The 19,505-nt window shown below is 55.9% G+C and carries 14 protein-coding genes; 7 read left to right on the forward strand and 7 right to left on the reverse strand.

Annotated features, from left to right (window positions below; all coding sequences use genetic code 11):
• Positions 1-27 precede the first annotated feature (27 nt).
• From HDF16_RS17170 to HDF16_RS17190, 5 genes are all read left to right on the forward strand, one after another.
• A complete protein-coding gene (locus tag HDF16_RS17170) occupies positions 28-3,480 on the forward strand; it encodes a TonB-dependent receptor (RefSeq protein WP_348641338.1) in 3,453 nt (1,150 codons plus the stop codon).
• Between the two features lie 75 nt (positions 3,481-3,555).
• Positions 3,556-5,067: a GH39 family glycosyl hydrolase gene (locus HDF16_RS17175; protein ID WP_184219075.1), complete on the forward strand. Its 1,512-nt coding sequence runs from the start codon at positions 3,556-3,558 to the stop codon at positions 5,065-5,067.
• Between the two features lie 13 nt (positions 5,068-5,080).
• The gene (locus tag HDF16_RS17180; protein ID WP_184219078.1) at positions 5,081-5,458 is read left to right on the forward strand and encodes an L-rhamnose mutarotase; all 378 of its coding nucleotides are present in this window, start codon (positions 5,081-5,083) and stop codon (positions 5,456-5,458) included.
• Positions 5,448-6,884, forward strand: a complete 1,437-nt coding sequence (locus HDF16_RS17185; protein ID WP_184219081.1) for an arabinose isomerase — start codon at positions 5,448-5,450, stop codon at positions 6,882-6,884. The genes HDF16_RS17180 and HDF16_RS17185 overlap by 11 nt, the downstream gene beginning before the upstream one ends.
• Before the next feature lie 194 nt (positions 6,885-7,078).
• The gene (locus HDF16_RS17190) at positions 7,079-9,532 is read left to right on the forward strand and encodes a glycosyl hydrolase (RefSeq protein ID WP_184219083.1); all 2,454 of its coding nucleotides are present in this window, start codon (positions 7,079-7,081) and stop codon (positions 9,530-9,532) included.
• A 64-nt stretch (positions 9,533-9,596) separates the two neighbouring features.
• Here the strand turns inward: HDF16_RS17190 and HDF16_RS17195 are convergent, their stop codons facing one another.
• Complete coding sequence (locus HDF16_RS17195) at positions 9,597-11,309, reverse strand: glycoside hydrolase family 43 protein (RefSeq protein WP_221312824.1); 1,713 nt, start codon at positions 11,307-11,309, stop codon at positions 9,597-9,599.
• Between the two features lie 343 nt (positions 11,310-11,652).
• On the opposite strand from HDF16_RS17195, the gene HDF16_RS17200 reads away from it, so the two are divergent.
• Together HDF16_RS17200 and HDF16_RS17205 are read left to right on the forward strand one after the other, a co-directional pair.
• Positions 11,653-13,890, forward strand: coding sequence for an alpha-L-rhamnosidase (locus tag HDF16_RS17200; RefSeq protein ID WP_184219086.1), 2,238 nt, complete (start codon positions 11,653-11,655; stop codon positions 13,888-13,890).
• A gap of 461 nt (positions 13,891-14,351) precedes the next feature.
• Positions 14,352-14,852 carry a nuclear transport factor 2 family protein gene (locus tag HDF16_RS17205; protein WP_184219089.1) on the forward strand — a complete coding sequence of 167 codons (501 nt, stop codon included), beginning with the start codon at positions 14,352-14,354 and terminating at the stop codon, positions 14,850-14,852.
• A 193-nt stretch (positions 14,853-15,045) separates the two neighbouring features.
• Here the strand turns inward: HDF16_RS17205 and HDF16_RS17210 are convergent, their stop codons facing one another.
• The 6 genes from HDF16_RS17210 to HDF16_RS17230 all read right to left on the reverse strand — a co-directional run bounded on the left by HDF16_RS17210 (position 15,046) and on the right by HDF16_RS17230 (position 19,313).
• Positions 15,046-15,468 carry an SMI1/KNR4 family protein gene (locus HDF16_RS17210; protein WP_184219093.1) on the reverse strand — a complete coding sequence of 141 codons (423 nt, stop codon included), beginning with the start codon at positions 15,466-15,468 and terminating at the stop codon, positions 15,046-15,048.
• A gap of 159 nt (positions 15,469-15,627) precedes the next feature.
• On the reverse strand, positions 15,628-16,062 hold the full coding sequence (locus HDF16_RS17215; RefSeq protein WP_221312825.1) for a lysozyme inhibitor LprI family protein: 435 nt from the start codon (positions 16,060-16,062) through the stop codon (positions 15,628-15,630).
• Positions 16,063-17,013: 951 nt separating this feature from the next.
• Positions 17,014-17,379, reverse strand: a complete 366-nt coding sequence (locus HDF16_RS30235; protein WP_221312826.1) for a tyrosine-type recombinase/integrase — start codon at positions 17,377-17,379, stop codon at positions 17,014-17,016.
• Positions 17,380-17,641: 262 nt separating this feature from the next.
• Positions 17,642-17,968: a site-specific integrase gene (locus tag HDF16_RS30240; protein ID WP_221312827.1), complete on the reverse strand. Its 327-nt coding sequence runs from the start codon at positions 17,966-17,968 to the stop codon at positions 17,642-17,644.
• A complete protein-coding gene (locus HDF16_RS17225) occupies positions 17,965-18,732 on the reverse strand; it encodes a class I SAM-dependent methyltransferase (RefSeq protein WP_184219099.1) in 768 nt (255 codons plus the stop codon). Before HDF16_RS17225 ends, HDF16_RS30240 begins: the two co-directional genes overlap by 4 nt.
• Before the next feature lie 230 nt (positions 18,733-18,962).
• On the reverse strand, positions 18,963-19,313 hold the full coding sequence (locus HDF16_RS17230; protein WP_184219101.1) for a nuclear transport factor 2 family protein: 351 nt from the start codon (positions 19,311-19,313) through the stop codon (positions 18,963-18,965).
• Positions 19,314-19,505 lie beyond the last annotated feature (192 nt).

Genomic DNA, 19,505 nt, shown 5'->3' on the forward strand with positions numbered 1-19,505 from the left:
GAGCGGAGGCTTGCATAAGGAGGCCACGTGAAGCTGAAGTGCAAGAAGGAAGATGGAAGAGCGCGAACAAGCGCTCGACACAGTGCTGTAGTCGAGAGTTGGAGCCGCTACTGCCGGCTTGTATTGATCCTGGCAGGGATATGTTTGGCGGGATTCAGCGTAAAGGCGGTTGCACAATCCGTGACCGGAGATCTGGTCGCGACGGTGACCGACGATTCTGGTGCGGTCATTCCAAAGGCATCATTGACTCTTACCCAAATCGATACCGGCCAGGTGATCTCGCTGGACTCCGATTCGAGTGGTCTGGCGACGTTCAGTTCGCTCAAGCCCGGCGCGTACAAGCTGGTCGCGAAGGTCCCAGGTTTCAAGACGACGCAACTGGACAATATCACTGTCGTCATCGGTCAGCGGGCCAGCTTGGACCTTCACATGTCGCTTGGCTCGGTCGACAGCACGGTAACCGTCTCGGCCAGTGAGCAGGCACTGCTCAACTCGGAGAGCGCCGCTGTAGGCCAGGACATCGGAAAGGCCGCGATTGAAACGTTGCCGCTCAACGGCAGAAACTTCATTCAGTTGACACAACTCACGACAGGCGCGTCTCCAATCGGGAACGGCAACTCGCCAGCGAGTTACTGGACCGGTCGATCGGATACCACGGTGTCGTTCGCAGGCCTGCGAGAGAGCGATACCAGTTATCTGGTGAATGGCATCGAGACGCGCAACGCTCGCTTTGGAAATACTGGCCTGCGGCCTTCTGTCGACGCGATCCAGGAGTTTCGCGTACAACGGACCACCTTTGGCGCAGAGTTCGGACACTCAGCATCCATCGTGAATACCGACCTGCTGGGCGGAGCCAACTCCTATCACCTGGTGGTGTTCGAACTGAATCGCAATACGGATTATGCGGCGAACCTCTACTTCAACAAGCAGCAGAACCTGCCGCGGAACGTCCTTAACCAGAACAACTTCGGCACCACGTTTAGCGGACCTGTGAGTATTCCCAAGCACTACAACGGGCACGACAAGACCTTCTTCATGTTCAACTATGAAGGCTTTCGGCTGAAGCAGGCGAACACGTTGCAGGGCATCTACCCTTCTGCCGCGCAGCTTGCTGGCAACCTTGCGGATGACAGCACGGGCACGGGCCTGTATCCCAAATCGTCCACATTCTGCGAACAGAATCCAGCGTCGCAGAAATGCGTGGACATCTACAATTCACAGACGAACACACCGTTTCCCGGCAATGTCATACCGGCGTCCCAACTCGATCCCATCGCGCAGAAAGCCATCGCGTTTATCCCCACGCCAAACGTTGCCGTACCGGTTGGGCTAGCGACGATTCCGCAATACAACACGGTCCGGACACCAAGCACCAGCCAGACCTACAACCAGTTCAATGCTCGAGTCGACCAGAGATTGACAAGCCGCGACAGCCTCTACGCGACTTGGTCGAACAGCAACGACAACATCTACGATCCTGCCATCAACCCGCTCGGCGGAGTCAATGTGCCAATCAACGACCATCTCTGGACGGCAACCTACACGCATGTATTCAGCGACAGGTTGCTCAATGAGTTTCGCTTTGGGGTCAACGACTCGGCGACCTTCCGTAACGCGGAGTCGGCCTATGGGCCAAACTATGCAGGCGTTCTCTTTGGTCTGTCGTATGCAAACAGTGGAGACCCGGCAACCTTCGGCGTTCCGAACTTCGGTGTCTCCGGTATAGGGTCCATCGGTTCCGTGGATGAAGTGATCGGTGCCGATGACAAGAACTACCAGGTCTCGGACAACATGACCCTGACGCATGGCAAGCTGACTTACATGGCGGGCGTGCAGTATATCCATGAGGGGTTCAAGCAGATTACGGACTTCGGTTCCAATCCGAATCTGGTCTATAACCAGGGCTATTCCACAGCTCCGACCGGTGCCGATACAGGCAGAAATACGGGCATAGGCCTTGGAGACTTCCTGCTCGGTGAGCCAGCGCAGATCACGGCCGCTTCGGGAGACTCCACGCAATATCTGCACACGGCGTATTACGGCTTCTACTCGCAGAACAACTGGAAGGTGCTCCCCACGTTGACGCTCAACCTGGGGCTGCGCTACGAATACGCAGGCTCACCGATCGAGTCGCGTAATCGGAGCCAGTTCTTCGACATCACGACAGGTCAGTTTTCCTACGCGGGATCATCGATCCGTCGATCGATCGTAAAGCCGGACGAGAACAACTTCGCACCGCGCATCGGCTTCGCCTGGCGTCCGAAGTTCCTGCATGAGACAGTCCTTCGTGGCGGTGCCGGCACGTATTACGCAACGGACAACTTCAACGAAGAGCAGTTCAAGAATCAGGGCAGTCCCTTCTATACCTCGCGTAGCAACACGGTGAGCAGCACGACTCCGGTTTCGATTACGGACCCGTTTTCGAATACATCCACTACCTTTCCACCGGCCAACGCGAACATCTTCACGCTCGATCAAAACAATCGCACCTCGTACGTCAACCAATGGGGACTTGATATCCAACGGTCCTTCGCTTCGGACTATCTTGTGGAGCTGGAATACGCTGGAGGCAGCGGGCAGAGGCTGGCGCAGCGGTATAACGCCAACATTGGCGCGCTCGCTTCGACACCCAAAACGGGAGACCCAAACGCGCAAACGCCTTTGGCACAGCGCATTCCATATCCTCAATATGGTTTCATTCTGGTCACCGGCAACTATGGCCGATCGAACTACAACGCCTTCACAGCAAAGCTTGAAAAGCGCTTCACGCATGGGTATTCGTTCCTAGTGGCCTATACCTATTCCAAAGCAATCGATATCGGAATCACTGACGACTTTTCTGCGTTGTCGCGCGACTTCTTCCGGTACGACCGTGGAGTATCGGACTACAACGTGCCCCAACGCCTTGTCGCGAGCTACTCCTACCATCTACCCTTCGGCCGCGGGCAGCAGTTTCTGGGCACCGCGCCTCGAGCACTCGACTACGTGGTGGGAGGCTGGCAACTGAATGGCATCACAACCTTCAGCGCCGGGCAGTACAGCACGCCGACCATTCCCGAGAACCTGAACATCGGAGCTTTCAGCACCTCCCGGCCAAACCTGGTTGGTGACGCGAAGTCGGGGCGCACACTTCCGAAGCCGGGTACAGCTTCAAACCAGTATTTCAATCCAGCGGCGTTTGCGCTGCCGAACTTCGGGGACCCGGGCAGCGCTGGACGTAACTCGCTTGAGCAGCCAGGATTTCAGAACTGGGATATGAGTCTCTTCAAAGGATTCAGTATCACGGAGCGGACGAAGTTTCAGTTACGCTTGGAGGCATTCAACGCGTTCAACCACGTCAACTTCGGGGGGGCAAACACTGGACTCGGCACGGTAACTCCTCAAGGGCAACCTACTGCCATTGCTGCTGGAAACTTCGGCGTGATCACCTCAACCGGTGCCGCACGTATTGTGCAGGTAGGCGGCCGATTCGAGTTCTAACTTCCACTCATGGCCGCTCACCTGTTCTAAATACGGTGGGCGGCCTATATCTAAAGCTATCCCTAGGAAATTGCCATGAATCGCCTTTCAAAGTATGCGTTTTCGGGTCTTGCCCTCGCTGTGTTTGCGTGCCGTCTCGCGGCGGGGCAGGAAGCTGCAACCAGTCAGATCAAGGTGGACTGGGATAAAGAGGTCGCTGTGTCCAGGTCGACCCCGGCTTTGCAGGTAGTCGTCAATCCCATGTTGCTTCGGGGCGCAAAGATGCACGACGGATCATTTGCGGCGCTTCATGCGCTGGGCGCGGACTACGTGCGCTACGTTCCGTGGCTACCTTACCCGAAGCAAGCCGTTGCTGAGCTGGAACCGCCGAAGGATGGGAAGACGTCCTGGGACTTTCGCTACATTGATCCCACGCTTGACGACTTCATGAAAGCGACGGAAGGCCACAGCGTCATCCTGAACTTCAGCACGATACCGGCCTGGCTGTTCAAGACAGATACGCCTGTGACCTATCCCGAAGATCCCAACCAAGTCTTCTGGAACTACACGCAAGGCACAGAACTGCGCGACCCGTCGTGCAAGGAGGCGGCGGAGTATTTTGCGCGCCTGATTAGTTGGTACACCAAAGGCGGCCTTACCGATGAGTTCGGGAAATGGCACGAATCAGGCCACCACTACAAAGTTGCTTATTGGGAAGTGCTGAACGAGATTGACTTCGAGCACCATTGGACTCCGGAGGCCTATACGCGCTTCTACGATGCGGTGACCGAGGCCATGCTGAAGGTCGATCCCAACCTGAAGTTCATGGCGCTTGCCATGGCGAAGCCAAGTCATACGCCAGAGATGTTCGAGTACTTTCTGAATCCTGTGCATCACCGCAAGGGAGCGCCTCTCGACTTCATCACGTATCACTTCTATGCGACGCCAAGCCCGGACCAGACGATCAATGAATGGCAGTACACCTTCGATGCCCAGAAGGAAGAGTTCATGACGACGGTGCGGTTTATCGAGACGATTCGCAAGCACTATAGCCCTACGACGCGGACCGATCTGGACGAGCTTGGTGCCATCCTTCCTGAAGACGAGAAGGAGAATAGCCAGCCCGGCTATGTCGCGAAGGACGAACCTGCAGCGTACTGGAACCTCGCCGGCGCGATGTATGCCGACATCTATGCGCAGAGTGCGGCAATGGGCATCGATGTAGTTGGCGAGTCGCAGCTTGTCGGGTACAAGTCACAGTTCCCGAGCGTGACCATGATTAACTACAACACTTCAGAGCCGAATGCGCGCTATTGGGTGCTGAAGCTGCTACTGGATGCCTTTGGCCCTGGCGATAAACTCGTCGAGACGTCCGGATTGAACGCTTCATTCAGTGCCCAGGCGTTCTCGACCTCGCATGGCAGAAAGCTTTTAGTGATCAACAAGCGGAATCGGCCGCAATCGATTGCGCTGCCAAGTGAAGCGAACGGCGCTGCGGTCACCTTCGTAGCTCCCTCAACAGGTGATGGGAAACCACAGTCGAACGCGCTTTCGGGCAATACGCTGGTTCTTGAGCCCTTCGAAGTGGCCGTAGTGAACTACAAGTAGAATGCGAGTACTCATGCAGCGAATCGCGTTTCAACTCCGGGTAAAACCTGGTTCGGAAGATGCGTACGATGAAGCGCATCGGCACGTATGGCCGGAGCTGCTCGCCGAGTTGCAGGCGTGTGGCGTGAGGGAGTATTCCATTTTTCGCCGGGGATGTGATCTCTTTCTCTACATGCTCGTACCTGACTTTCAGGCGCTGCTCTCCCATCTTTCGCAAAGCGATGTGGATCGTAGGTGGCAGCAGACGATGGAACCTCTGTTTGAAAGGGTTCCATCGCTGCAGGAAGGCGAGACGTTTGCCATGATGGACGAAGTTTTTTACATGCAAGGGAAGTCTGATCAAGGAATCGCCTTCGAATCGGCGTTGGAAGAGGGGAAGCATGCAGAGTAAGTATCGAAGGCTTCGTGTGGGACTTGTTGGGCTTGGCCTTGAGGCGTACTGGACGCAATTTGAAGGATTGGAGGCACGCCTTCTGGGTTACCTGTATGAGGTTGAGGACCTGGTTGCGGGTGAGACGCGCGAGATCATCAACCTTGGGCTTGTCGATACGCCGGAGCGGGCGCTCGATGCCGCCCATCGGTGCCGTAGCGAGGACATCGATATCCTGCTCGTCTACGTTACGACCTATGCGCTGTCGTCGACCGTGCTGCCTGTCATCAAGCGGGCCAAGGTGCCGGTGATCCTGCTGAACCTGCAGCCAGAGGCGGCGATCAATTACGAACGTTTCAACGCGATGGAGGACCGCACGGCGATGACCGGGGATTGGCTCGCCTATTGCAGTTCGTGCCCGGTGCCGGAGATCGCGAATGTGCTCCGCCGCCTCGACATCCCCTTTCATCAGATCACCGGCATGCTCCGCAATGACCCTCCCTGCTGGAAGGAGTTAGAGGAGTGGCTGGCCGCGGCTGAGGTTGTCCACTATCTTGCTCACAGCCGCCTTGGCCTGATGGGGCACTATTACGGCGGTATGTTGGACATCGCGACCGACCTTGTTCAGGTGAGCGGCAAGTTCAATCTGCATATCGAGATCCTCGAAGTGGACGAGCTTACGGCCAGGCGGCAGGAAGTCAGCGCCGCTGCTCTCGAGGGAAAGCTTGTGGCGTTTCGGGAGTTCTTCTCGGTCGGAGAGGATTGCAGCGACGCCGAACTGGCCCGCGCCGCGCGCACCTCCGTTGCGCTGGATGGGTTGGTACGGGAAAAAGATCTTGATCTGATGGCCTACTACTACAAGGGAAGTGGCGTTCCGGAAAATCAAGAGACGATGAGTTCCATCATTCTTGGTACTTCGATGCTGACCGGTCATGGCGTGCCGGTGGCTGGAGAGTATGAGGTCAAGAATGTCATCGCCATGAAGATCATGGACCTGCTTGGCTGTGGAGGCTCCTTCACGGAGTACTACGCGATGGACTTCGATAAGGACCTTGTGTTGATGGGACATGACGGGCCCGGACATATCGGGATTGCGCAGGGCAAGATTAAAGTTCGACCGCTTACCGTGTACCACGGCAAGGTTGGTGCAGGACTGTCCGTTGAGATGTCCGTCAAGCATGGCCCGGTGACGCTGCTCTCTGTTGTCGAAGACGGAAACCGAGGCTTTATGCTGTTGATCGGTGAAGGTGAGAGTGTGCCGGGGCCAATTCTGCATATTGGGAACACGAACAGCCGCTATCGCTTTCCGCTGGGGGCCCGCCGCTTTGCGGAGACGTGGAACTCGCACGGACCGGCGCATCATTGTGCCATCGGTACGGGCCATCAGGCGAAGCAGTTGCAAAAGGTGGCCGCCTTGCTGGGAATGACCGCGATTCAGATCTGCTAAGGCAGTTCGCAAGGTCACATACACGCCGATCGCGCTTGATCCATGGTCTACGAAAGTGCTTGTCTACAAACACCGAATGCGTCAAACAGAGGACCGGTCGCGTCACCCCGTCCAAAAAGGGAATTCAGAACATGCCAACACGCCGCGACGTATTAGGTTATTTTGCTAGTTCTCCACTTCTTTTTCGCGGGCCCATGTCAGAGCGGAGAGCCATCGGAGAGATGCCGGAGCCGGTGTCCGATCTTGCGAAGGCATTTATGGCGCCGCCGGACTCGACGCGTCCCTATGTGCTGTGGATGTGGATGGGAAGCAACATCAGCAAAGAGGGCATAACTCTCGATCTTGAAGCGATGAAGGAGGCAGGCATCGGCGGGGCCACGATCTTCAGCCTCGCCGACACGCTGACTCCATGGGCCGGAGTGATTCAAAAAAGTCCTACTCCTGAGATCGTCACCTACACCGAACCATGGTGGGTGATGGTGCGCCACGCTGCTAGCGAGTGCCGCCGCCTTGGCCTTGAACTTATCCTGCATAATTGCGCGGGATACGAGAGCAGTGGCGGCCCCTGGGTGACTCCTGAGTTGGCCATGCAGGAGGTCATCTGGTCCGAAGTTCACATTGAAGGCGGCAGGCCCGTCGCCACAACTTTGGCCCGTGCGGAGGTCGATCCCCATCCCCACGCGCAGTTTCCTGTTGTTTACATTCCTTCACTCGGCAAGGATGGCATGCCCATCGTCGAAGGCCGCCGCAGCTACTATCGCGACATCGCGGTGATCGCGCTTCCATCCTCCGGCATTCCCGCGATGGATAAGATCATCGACCTGACGAGCAAGATGGGGCCGAATGGTGAGCTGTCATGGGATGCCCCTGCCGGCGACTGGACCATCTATCGCTTCGGACACACCACCACTGGGGCCATGATCCAACCCGCGCAGTGGGATGCGATGGGAATGGAGTGCGACAAGATGAGTGTCGAGGCCGTGACGTTCCACTGTCGCCACGTCCTCGAAGACATCAAGAGGCATGTCGGTGACCTCATCGGAAACCCTGGACTGAGCACGTTCTACTTTGATAGCTACGAGGCGGGAGATCCCACCTGGACGCCTAAGATGCGTGAGGAGTTCAAGGCCCGGCGCGGATACGATCTTCTGCCGTATCTGCCCATCCTCGCCAAACGTACGCTTGTCAGCGAGGCCGAGACAGAGCGCTTCCAGAGGGATTTCAAACGCACCGTGATGGACCTCTATCGTGACTGCTACTGGGCGACTCCGCGTGCACTGGCCCACGAGTACGGCCTGGCGTTCGTTGCGGAACCGTATGAGGGGCCATGGGACACTCGCGAAGTGGTGAAGTATCTTGACCACGCCAACATGGAATTCTGGACCCATAAGGGAGTCTATTCGCCGTCCTCAAATCGCGAGGTGAACGATACCGCCCACGATCTGGGACAGCGCATCGTCGGCGCCGAGGCGTTCACGACCTCGCCCGAGCTTGCCAACTGGCAGGCACATCCGGCATGGCTTAAACCGATTGGCGACGCCGCCTTCTGCGATGGCGTCAACCGCATGAACATTCATCACTTCGTGCAGCAACCGTGGGGCTCGGAGTACCGTCCCGGTAACGCCATGGGACAGTGGGGCATCCATCTCGGGCGATATCAAACATGGTGGAAGCCCGGCAAGGCATGGTTTACGTATCTGTGGCGCTGCCAGACACTGCTTCAGGCCGGAGCCTTCGTCTCGCCATTGGATAAGACAAGCGCTCGGCTTGTCCCCACGGCGGGAGAGCTTGATCTGAAATCTATACACCGCCTTCACGGCAGACAGCATATCTACTTCGTTGCAAACATCGCAGATGCCAACGGCATTGCCGAGTGCGCCTTTTCAATCACCGGACTTCAACCGGAGGTCTGGGATCCAGTGCTCGGAACGATGCGGGACGTTGCCTCGAAACAGGAAGACGGCTCCATTCTCTTCAGTCTCGACTTCGCATCGCATCAGAGTTACTTCATCATCTTTCGCAAGCCTCTCACGCCGGCAAAGCCTGCTCCGGTCGCATCCGTCTTCGTTACGCTTGCAGACCTATCCCATTCCTGGCATCTCTCGTTCGATCCCGCGTGGGGCGGCCCGTCTGCGGTTGAATTCGAGTCGCTGGATGATTGGACGTCCCGGCCGGAACGTGAGATCAAGTACTACTCCGGCACAGTCCTTTACCGAAAGGCGTTCACGCTGCCTCAAATGGCGAAGGCAAAGAAACTCTGGCTCGATCTGGGGACGGTAAAGCACATTGCCACCGTTTTCATAAATGGTAAGGAACTCGGCGTTGTCTGGACTGCGCCCTGGCAAATCGACATCACCTCAGCGGTCGTCTCCGGCGAGAACAAGATCGAGATTTCCGTCGCGAACGTTTGGGCCAACCGCCTGATCGGAGATGAGCAGGAACCAGCCGATGTGACATGGCAGGCCGGAGATCCCGTTCTACAAGGGGGCTACTACATGAAGGAACTTCCGGATTGGTTCCTCAAGAATGAACCTCGCCCATCGAAGGGCCGTTACACGTTCACGACATGGAACTATTTTCATGATAAGAACTCGCCGTTGCAACAATCGGGGCTGCTCGGCCCAGTGAAGGTCATTGCCGAAGCCTGAACGTTGGCCTCAAAGATGTGGAGCCACAGCACTCGCTGATACATCGGTGCAAGATCTTCTTTGCTCACCGAGCAGTCTCGTACCGTACCAAATCCACATCCAGATACCCGCCACCAGATGCGTTGCTCGTAAAGATGCCTATCCGATCGCCACGATAGTCGCCCCAGGTCATTCGGTAGTTGCCTCCCAGGCGACGATAGGTCAGCCCATCGGTACTAAAAGAGAAATGACTTCTCCCAGCAAAATCCCAATCGGAACGCAGCCATAGAGTCGTGCCGTCGACCGTTGGGCCTGCCGTGCGCACCCCATTGACCGCGACACTCAGCTTGCGGATCGCGCCAGACTGCACAACGGTTATCGCTGCACGGCTCTTCGCGAAATGCGTGATGCCGGACTCCTGTCCCGTCGTCATCCCGGCCAGGTCGAGCTTCACAGTGAATTGGTTTGAGCTCGTGCGCAAGCTCCGCTGAGTGATGACGTTTCGTATCGAAGTGGAATGCCCAACACGCAAGGGAGGCAGGGCATAGAGTCGCAGATAGCCCGGTCGTTCACGCAGCGACCACATGGCAGCGTTGGGCTGATAGTTCCACTCCCATGCCGGCTGTAACTCCGGCGAGCTAAACTCGTCGCTGGTAGCAATGTCGCGTCGTGGAAGTCCGTCGACCGGTTTCCAATCGTGCCAGATCATATTGCCTATTCCGTCTGGTCCGATCTCTCCGATGATTGGCCATCCCTGAACCCATGTCACAGGAAGTAGGACGGTCGCGCGACCCTCCCAGTCCCCTTTGCCCTGGTGGGAGACGAAGTACCACTTGTCCGAAGGCATCTGGATCAATCCGCCTTGGTTTGGCTCCTTATCAAGCGCGCCATGGACATGCATCAACTGCTGGCTCTCCCAGGGGCCATCCAGGCTCTTTGATCTCTCCATCATCGGAACCCGGCCTTCGGGCTTCACCTCGCTGTAGTAGTGGTAGTAGAGTTCGTTCACCTTGTAGAGCTTGTTTGCCTCGCTCCCCTCAGACCGATGAATGACGTGATCGTAGCCATGCAAAACTTCCAATCCGTCAGAGGAGAGTTTGAGCAGGTGGATGTTATAGGTAGTCTGAATGGCTCCCTGGGCCGAGAAGTGTGTCGTAACCAGATAGTTCTGGCCGTCATCGTCGCGGAACGAACATGGATCATCCCAACCAGTTCCTGCAAGCACCAGATGCGGAGCAGACCACGGGCCCGCGGGCTTCTCTGCGGTGCTCACGTAAATTCCCTGATCAGGCGTTCCAAAGTAAACCCAGAACCGACCGGACTGAAAGCGGATCGAACCTGCCCATATGCCGCGGCCAGGGCGATTCATTCGGTCCCAATTCAACGCTCGGTCGATCGCTGAGAGGTCTTGCACAACATGGCCGATAATCTTCCAGTTCACCATGTCACGGGATTCAAGGACGGCCATGCCCGGCGAGTATTGCATCGTGGACGAGATCATGTAGACGGCGTCGCCCACACGAATCACATCGGGGTCGCTGAAATCACCAGGCAGAATCGGATTGACGTATGTGCCATCGCCCTGGTCTCCCCACTTCTCGGTCAACGCATGAGGTTTTGCGAAGCTTTTCTCTGAGTTCGGCGTTGAGTTGGAGATACTGTGACTGCTCTGCGAAAGACCTGACGCGACAGCCAGCATGATCGTTGCCAACGCCATAAAGGCATGTTGAAGGCTGAAAGCTTTACTCACTTCTATCCCTGTCTGCACATCTGAATTGATCGCATTGATCGTTGACACGAACTTGTACATCTCGAAAGACAGGCCCCTTCACAACTCAAGCTAAGACGCCCAGTTCATGCGGCAAATAACGCTAGTTACAGACTGTCTATGAAGGGCCGGTTCGGTATAGAACTTAAGAATGATGATGCGCGTGTGGGCCATCTTTACCAAGCTGCCGCAAACGAAGAACCAAATCTGCCCAGCCCTCGCGATATTCATTTGCGTGCTTGCGCTCACATCCACGTGTAGGGCTCAAGCAAAAGCTGCTGACAAGAGCGGTGACCAGCCTTGGCAGGCGCACTGGATTGCTTCTCCTTCCCAAAGCAACTCTAAAGACGCTGACCAATCAGCCATCCGGCAGATGCCTCTCTTTCGTGATAACTTCGTCGTTCGCAAAGCCGTATCGAAGGCGACTCTAAGGATATCGGGCCTCGGTCAGTACGAGGCACACATCAACACACACAATGTAACCGATGCCGTTCTGACTCCCGGATGGACGGACTATCGCAAGCGTGTTCTGTACGACACTTATGATGTCAGCGATTTGCTAGTTCAAGGGAAGAACGCGATCGGTGTGCTGCTCGGCTCTGGCATGTACGACGTGCGGGAGACGAAGGGACGCTACACCAAGTTCACCGGCTCATTTGGGCCGCTCAAGCTGATCGCGCAACTGGATGTACGGTACGTTGATGGAACCGAGGAGACAATCGGCACCGATGCCAACTGGAGAACAACTCCCGGCCCAATAACCTTTAGTTCTGCCTACGGCGGAGAGGACTACGATGCGCGCCTCGAGCAGCCAGGTTGGGACGGACCTGCATTCGATGCCGCGGCCTGGGGGCATTCGGAGCTCTCGGAGAGCCCTGGCGGCATCCTGGTGCCTGAGACGATCCCGCCAGTAAAACCAATGGAGCGATTTGATCCCGTTGCGACCACACATCCTGCGCCAAACGTAACCGTCTACGATCTTGGGCAAAATTTTTCCGGATGGCCCGAGATAGAAGTCTCCGGCGAAAGCGGCACGCGAGTGAAAATGATTGCCGGCGAGTTGCTGGATTCACACGGATTCGTGACTCAGCACAGCGTCAATGCGTCCCCGGACGATGAGAATGCTTTCAACTACGTCCTCAGAGGACAAGGTCTCGAACATTGGCATCCGCGATTCAGCTATTGGGGATTTCGCTACGTTCAAGTGGACGGACCTGAGTCGGTTATCCGTCGTCTCGATGGGCAATTTCTTCACGATGCCGTGGGGGTGACTGGTTCCTTCAAGACATCCGACGAGTTGCTCAACCGGATTCACAGACTGATCAACATGGCGATGCTGAGCAACATGGTCAGTGTCCTGACAGACTGCCCACACCGCGAGAAGCTTGGCTGGCTAGAACAGACGCATCTGGCAGGAGCTTCACTGATGTACAACTACGATCTGTCGGCGCTCTACGCGAAGATGGCCGATGACATGCAGGACGCGCAGTTGCCCAGTGGTCTTGTGCCTGATATCGCTCCGGAGTTTCCAGTCTTCGACGGCGCGTTTCGTGACTCGCCAGAGTGGGGCATCGCAGATATATTGAGCACCTGGACTGCGTACCAGTTTTACGGCGATCGGGACCCATTGCGAAAGCACTACGACTCGATGGCGAGATACATGTCGTATCTACGAGGAAAGTCCCAGAATCACATCATTGCTTACGGACTCGGCGATTGGTACGACATTGGGCCAGGAGAGCCGGGGCCATCAAAACTTACCGCAAAGGGAGTGACCGCGACGGCAGTTTACTACCAGGCGCTCACAGAGATGGCGCGCATTACTGTTCTAAGCGGTCATGACGAGGATGCGCAAGGATACGAACAGGAAGCAGCGCAGGTCCGGTCGGCATTCAACCAGCAGTACTTTCACTCAGACACGAATCAGTACGATACGGGAAGTCAGACGGCCAACGCGATGCCGCTGGTCGTCGGATTAGTCCCGGAGGATCGCCGCGCGGCGGTCCTGGCAAATCTTGTCAATGATATTCGCGCTCACTCGAACCATGTAACGGCGGGCGATGTTGGCTATCACTACGTGGTCAGAGCGCTGACGGATGGTAATCGTTCTGACGTTCTCTACGACATGCTCAATCGGACGGACAAGCCAAGCTACGGCGACCAGCTTGCTCACGGCGCTACGACCCTGACTGAAGCGTGGGATGCGAACCCAAACTCCTCTCAGAATCACTTCATGCTGGGACACGCAGAAGAGTGGTTTTATCGTGGGTTAGCAGGAATTGATTTCGACCTGGATCGAGCAGCGGAGACGCAGATTATTGTCCATCCCGCGGTTGTAGGCGACATCCGCGAGGTAGAGGCGACATTTGAATCAGAGGTAGGAGAGATTAAGAGCGGTTGGTCGCTCGCTGGAGACGAAATACGGATGACAGTGCTCATTCCAAAGGGCGCGATGGCAACGATTGTGCTCCCTTTAGGATTTGATCGCGATATTCAAGTAAATGGAGTGCCCGTTCAAACGGCGAAAGCGATCCGCGAATTGAAAACTTTAGCAGGAGCCGCGAGCTGCGTTGTATCGGGTGGAAGCTTCGTATTCTCTGCTCGAAGGTAAGAGTTATAGGACCATCTGCTTGTCTTTAACGCATAGCTTGAAAGAGAACCTCCTCTGATGTTGGTGATACAGCGTCATCCAGGATACAAAGATGAAAGTGACCGAAATCAAAAGCTAAAACCATTTTGTCCCCGGACATCGCGAACAATTTCCTATAGCCCCCGCATGACTGTATAAGAGACTTTTCCCGAGCCTGGGCAACTGGAATCTGACAAAATCTCATTTTGAAGGGATTGTGAAATCATTTAGATTTTCTGGGCTATCCAACAGCGACGCGTCCCTGCTCTTTCTATGAAGTACCAGGAAGGACTGCTTATAGGAGGACCTACACCGTGGTTAGACAAAGCAGACGAAGATCATTTCTGTCCTCCCTTTGGAAAGCTGCGGCATCTGCATGGATCATGCACTCGACAGGCTTCGACGCCCTGTCCTAGACAAAACCGCTATCAGGTGATGAACAAATGCCATTGCCCATCTCTGATTTGCTCTATGATCCGTCCCTTGCGAACACATCACTCGGTGGAGAAGCAACGAACAGGCTTTGTATCCAGAGGCTTGTTGACGGATGGGCTCACTACACCGACAGGCGTCTCCCTGTAAAGAAAGCCGAGCTATTTGTCCCGGGAGGCATCGTCAATAACTATGAAGGCGAACCAGGTCACACCAAACTGGTGTCAACACTCAGGGGGCGGGCCGAACTCATCAAAGCTCTCGCGGTTTCGAACACGTATGTCATAACTTTTCATTTCAGCGGCCAAAGTGAGATCGCCATCTCCGGGATTCGAGCAGTCGGAGAGACCTATTGCGTCGTGAACCAGATCACACAGGATGACGACGAAAGCAAGCTGCAAGTCTTAGCAATTCGCTACCATGACAGGTTTGTGAGAACCGTTGAGAGGTGGTTCTTTGACGAGCGAAACCTGATTCTCGCCATTTCCGATACGAGGCCTTCTACTGCGTAGCACCGAGAACGCCCATCTAGGAAGCCAACATCGGACACTCGGTCGTTGTTGGATTTGTCGAAGGGAATTACATTTTCGACCTCTGGTAGCCCTGCGCGCCCCATTTGTTAGCCGTTCTTTACTGTGATCGCAATACGCGCACTGGCTAGTCTTCCCGAAGATGCGGGGACCGCCTAGACTTCCGGGGAAATGGTTACCGCTCTATCCCAATCCGTAGTATGAACGCGGAGATGTCGGGTGCGATCTCCACACAGCTGCTTGGGCCAGCGATGGGATCGAGCATGACGATACGCCACGGTGTCTCAGTCCTTGTGTCGAAGCCCATCGTCTCTAACCCGCCATTCGTTCCGAAGAATACAAAACCGGGAAAGCTTGTCGAGACCTCGTTGTCCGAATGGAAAAGTTCGACGCACTCTGAAGTGGAGTTGAGCGCAAACCACAAAGGCTCTAAGGCGAGCGGTCCTTCGCCCCCATTGCTGTAACGAAGCAGATCAAGATACTCCGTTGGAAGCGATACTCGGGAACTGGCAATCAGCAGCGACAATTGTTCGGGGGTCGCGCCAGGCTTGGCGCTCCAGTGCCTCTCAGGCTCACTAAAGAGCTGTCTGATATTCAAGTACCACCGTCCACAGAAGAGCTTAGCAACTTTATACCTTTGTTCAGCCACTCTGGAATGTACTCTGGTTGGCGTAAAACGGCGTTATCGGAAATGACTTCACCCCCGGATTCGACGTGGGGAAACTCAGGAGCAGTCTGCACAGAGGAATCACTTAGCTCACTGTGAAATGTTGAGATCATAGATCTCAACTAGCAGCCGCATGTAGTCGCGAACGAGAGACAGGTACACCTGACCAGCAACGCCCGGAGCTGCCGTACCATCAGGCCACGCAGCGCGGGTTGCCTTCATGGTGCTGTCGCTGTAGGCCTTCCATTGCTTCTCTGATTGCTGAAGCGTCAGCAATTGGTCTTGGTCGTGGCACAACATTTGCAGATTGTTGTAGAAAATCGCGAAGTCGCTATACGCCGTCTCATCCTCTTTGCCCATGCACACGTTGTACGGCTGTTGCCCGGAAGTAGTCTGGCAGGCCGTTCCCGCCTGACGAGCGAGCGCCGCCTTGAGTGGCTTCTTGTATACCTCACGAGCAGCTACCGCTTGGCTAAGCGGCAAGCCAATGACGGATTGCAACTCATTGATTGAGTCTGTTTTCACTGAAGTCTGCCCGTTGCAACGAACAGACATGAACAGTGGAAGAGTGAACAGGGCCGCGACTTTCATGCGTTCATGGGAATCCGCGAGGGTTGAGTATTGCGAGCCCTCGTTACAAACAGAAGGATCCGAGTCAGTCATGGCCGCGACGACCTTTTGTACACAATGAAATGACGGTTTTAGAGTCTTACGCTGATCCTAGCCATTAGGGGAAAGATCAACTGGCGAGAACCGCGCTTTATCTGGAAACTGAGGATCTCGGCTTTGAAACCTGCGAATAACCTCTGCCGTCCATCTGCAAAGGGCTCCATGAGAATAAGCGAAGCTTGGAATCAGAACGCTCCGGAGGTGTTGGTCCCTTACCATGGCAACCAGGAAGGGTACGGGCGTGTGTTCTTTGTGTTGACTATGGTGGAAGGCGCGATAGCGGTCGCGCTCCCTTGGCTTGATCTTCGCTTTATTGCACACTCCGCTAGAGGGGGCCATCATGTCTGGCTGGCACTTGCGACCAATGTATTGTCTCTTGCAGCAATGTCGGGCTTCCTTCGGGTATATCGCGCACTCAGCAAGCAAATCACACAAGGTGGACCCGGTGCCTCTCATCTGGACAACATACGGATGACCATGGCAAGTGCAACAAGCTCAATGGTTTTCGCAGGTTTGGCGCTCCACATGTGTGGTGCATGGATCGTTAGGTAGCTGGATAAGAGCTTCTGTCAGCTAAACCGCTCGGTACGATCACCCGTTGGTAGTCTTGCGGTGCCTATATCGAAAACCACCCGGGTAGACTTGGCTTTGTTGAGTAACGTTTGCTCCTAGCCCCATTCGCTTTGCACACCACGCATCTTCGCTGCGCGGATAAAAGGACACTATTGCACGCCCGTTGCCCGTTTCTGACACCTGCTACATTCTTTCTACAGACGTTGAAGAACAAGGCCTGGCCCACCCCTTAAGCTAAATCCCTATCCGCTCCACTTCATCGAGCGAGATCTCCACGCTCCTCCGATCGTAGAGTCCGGTGGTTCGTGCCGACTCATGAGCTGCCATCTGCTGCGCAATCTCCAGCCTGCCGCCATTCTTAAGATAAGCCGTGATGCCCGTCGCCCGGAACGTGTGGCGACCGATCTGGGTCTTGATTCCGGCCGCCAGCGCTCGTCGACGGATCATGCGCCATACGTCGGACTGTAGCAGGGGATTGGTGGTCAGCTCTCCTGAGCGGCCTCTTGTCGTGCGGAACATCGGCTCTTTGCGCTCCTCGCCGATGCTGGCAGCCGCGGTGTATTCCTCCAGATAGCGGTCGAGATTATGGTGGGTCGGCATCTCGTGCTCCTTGCCACCCTTCTCATGGAGGCGGACCAGCCGCGGCGTCCCTGCACAAAGAAGTCCTCGACGCGCATTGAGGTCGCCGCGCCCACGCGGGCGAAGGTATAGACCATGAGACCGATCAGGGCACGGTCACGCAGGCCGGGCAGGGAAGTGGTGTCGATCGCGTCGATCAAGGCACGGGCTTCGTCCGCCTGCAGCACAGGTGTCTTGCCACGCCGTTGCGAGTGCTTCGGCCCACGGACTGCGTGGGCTGGGTTCAGGGGATAACCTGGCCAACGACCATCCAGTCGAAGAGCATCCGCAACGCCGCCAGCCGGAGTTTCACCGTGGGTTTGGATTGAGTCTTGAGCTGCGTCTCGACGAAGGCGGCAACGTGGACCGGTTCGACCTGGGTGAGATCCACGATGCGATGCTCGGCACAAAACTCTGAGAACTGCCGTACCGCTTCGCGGTAGGCACGTCGGGTGTTGGGATTGCGGATGTGCGAGCTGAAGAAATCACGCATCCGGGTGCGAGCTTCTGGCCGGACCGTGAATATCGAGGGCAGGGAAGTCAGCGGAGCAAGAACTAATGGAGAGTTCAAGACGGCTCCTTCCTTGCGACAACTATCGGCTGGTAAAACGAAGTCGCTTGAGGTTCCAACCATTCGACTTCGGTAAACCCGGCTCTCTCCAACGAAGCCGAGATCTCAGCTCGCAAGAGCGCACGGTACCGGGAGATGTAGTGTTTGGAAACCCAACCTACTGCCGTTTCAAAGGAGATGTAGAGATGTAGGTCATACTCCGTTCCATCCCAATCCCACACTTGGTGAACGATCCGGCGCTGCCCAGCGGCTCCAAAGAAGGCGGGCGGTTGCATGGCCGGACGGGTTTGGATCAGTTGGTCATAGTCCCGGACGGTTGCGGCGAGAGTGCCGCCGCGCCTCAGCTTGCTCCCCATCTGCTCGAATGCTCGACTCAGGTCTACTTCGGAGAGCAGGTGGGGCAATGCATTATCTGCAGCCAATACGGCATCGAATCCTTCCGCCGGGACCGAATTCAACTCACGCATATCCGCCACATGGAACTGCACCTCGACTCCTAGCCGTCTCGCCTCACGCTGGGCGCGTGCGACAGAGGCGCGGCTGAGATCAGACGCGACAACTGTATGACCTCTCTGGGCAAGCCCGAGGGCCTGCGTTCCTATTCCGCAGGAGCAATCCAATAATCTGAGAGCCGAAAGACCGGTGTACCTCTCTAGGAGCGGCCCAAGAATTCCTGCCTGTCTTTCAATGCTCCGGCTCCAGTCCTCGAAGATGAAGTGGTAATGTTCCGCGAGGTCATCATAAAAGCCTTGAGTCGTCGTCATATTTCGATCATCCTATCGCGCATGATAATGCTCATTATCATGCGCGGAAAAGGGTTGAAGCCCTGCTCGGATGGCCTATATCGGCGATGTTGCCGCAAACCCCCGCGGTCTCAGCCGGTCGGGGCGGTGCGGCGGAGTCGAAACTTCCGCTATCTGTGTTATCGGAAAGTTCGCCATGAACCTCCCGATAGCGCCGCCTTAAGGCGCACAACTACAGCGAAGACTACGGGCTACACTCGTTCTTCCGACGCTTGTTCAGGGTAATAAAATGCGTGTATTGACTGGATCTTGCCGTCAACGATGTGAAGCCGATCAAAAACGTGATCGACACCATTCACGGTCTCCATGTCGAAGACCGTAGCAGCGAAATCGCCTTCAACGATGTGCTGCTTCAACTGAATGCCTCTGACCATCGGGAGAATTTGCGTTAGAAATCCAACTACGCTTGCCCGACCGACCAATCTCGGCATGCGGGGGCCTTCAAATGTAACGTCTTCAGCCAAGGACACCTTAGACAGATCCTTCGTAACAAAACAATCCAAATAAGCTTCAACCACAGAGACCATCTCACCTCGTGTCATGGCATCTCCTCGCGCACCCATGATCTCAGACGCCCGCTACTGAGCCAATGCGCACGGTATGAGGGGTGCATCAAATCCGATGTTCCCGGAAAGTCGTGGCGGTCTCAACCGGTCGATGCAACACTGGCATGGAGTTTACTAGCTGGAGTTTCAAAATCCAACGTCTTGCGTGGGCGTTGATTGAGGCGCAGG

Origin of the sequence: Granulicella aggregans, from assembly GCF_014203275.1 — a bacterium.
In the GTDB taxonomy this organism is placed as follows: domain Bacteria; phylum Acidobacteriota; class Terriglobia; order Terriglobales; family Acidobacteriaceae; genus Edaphobacter.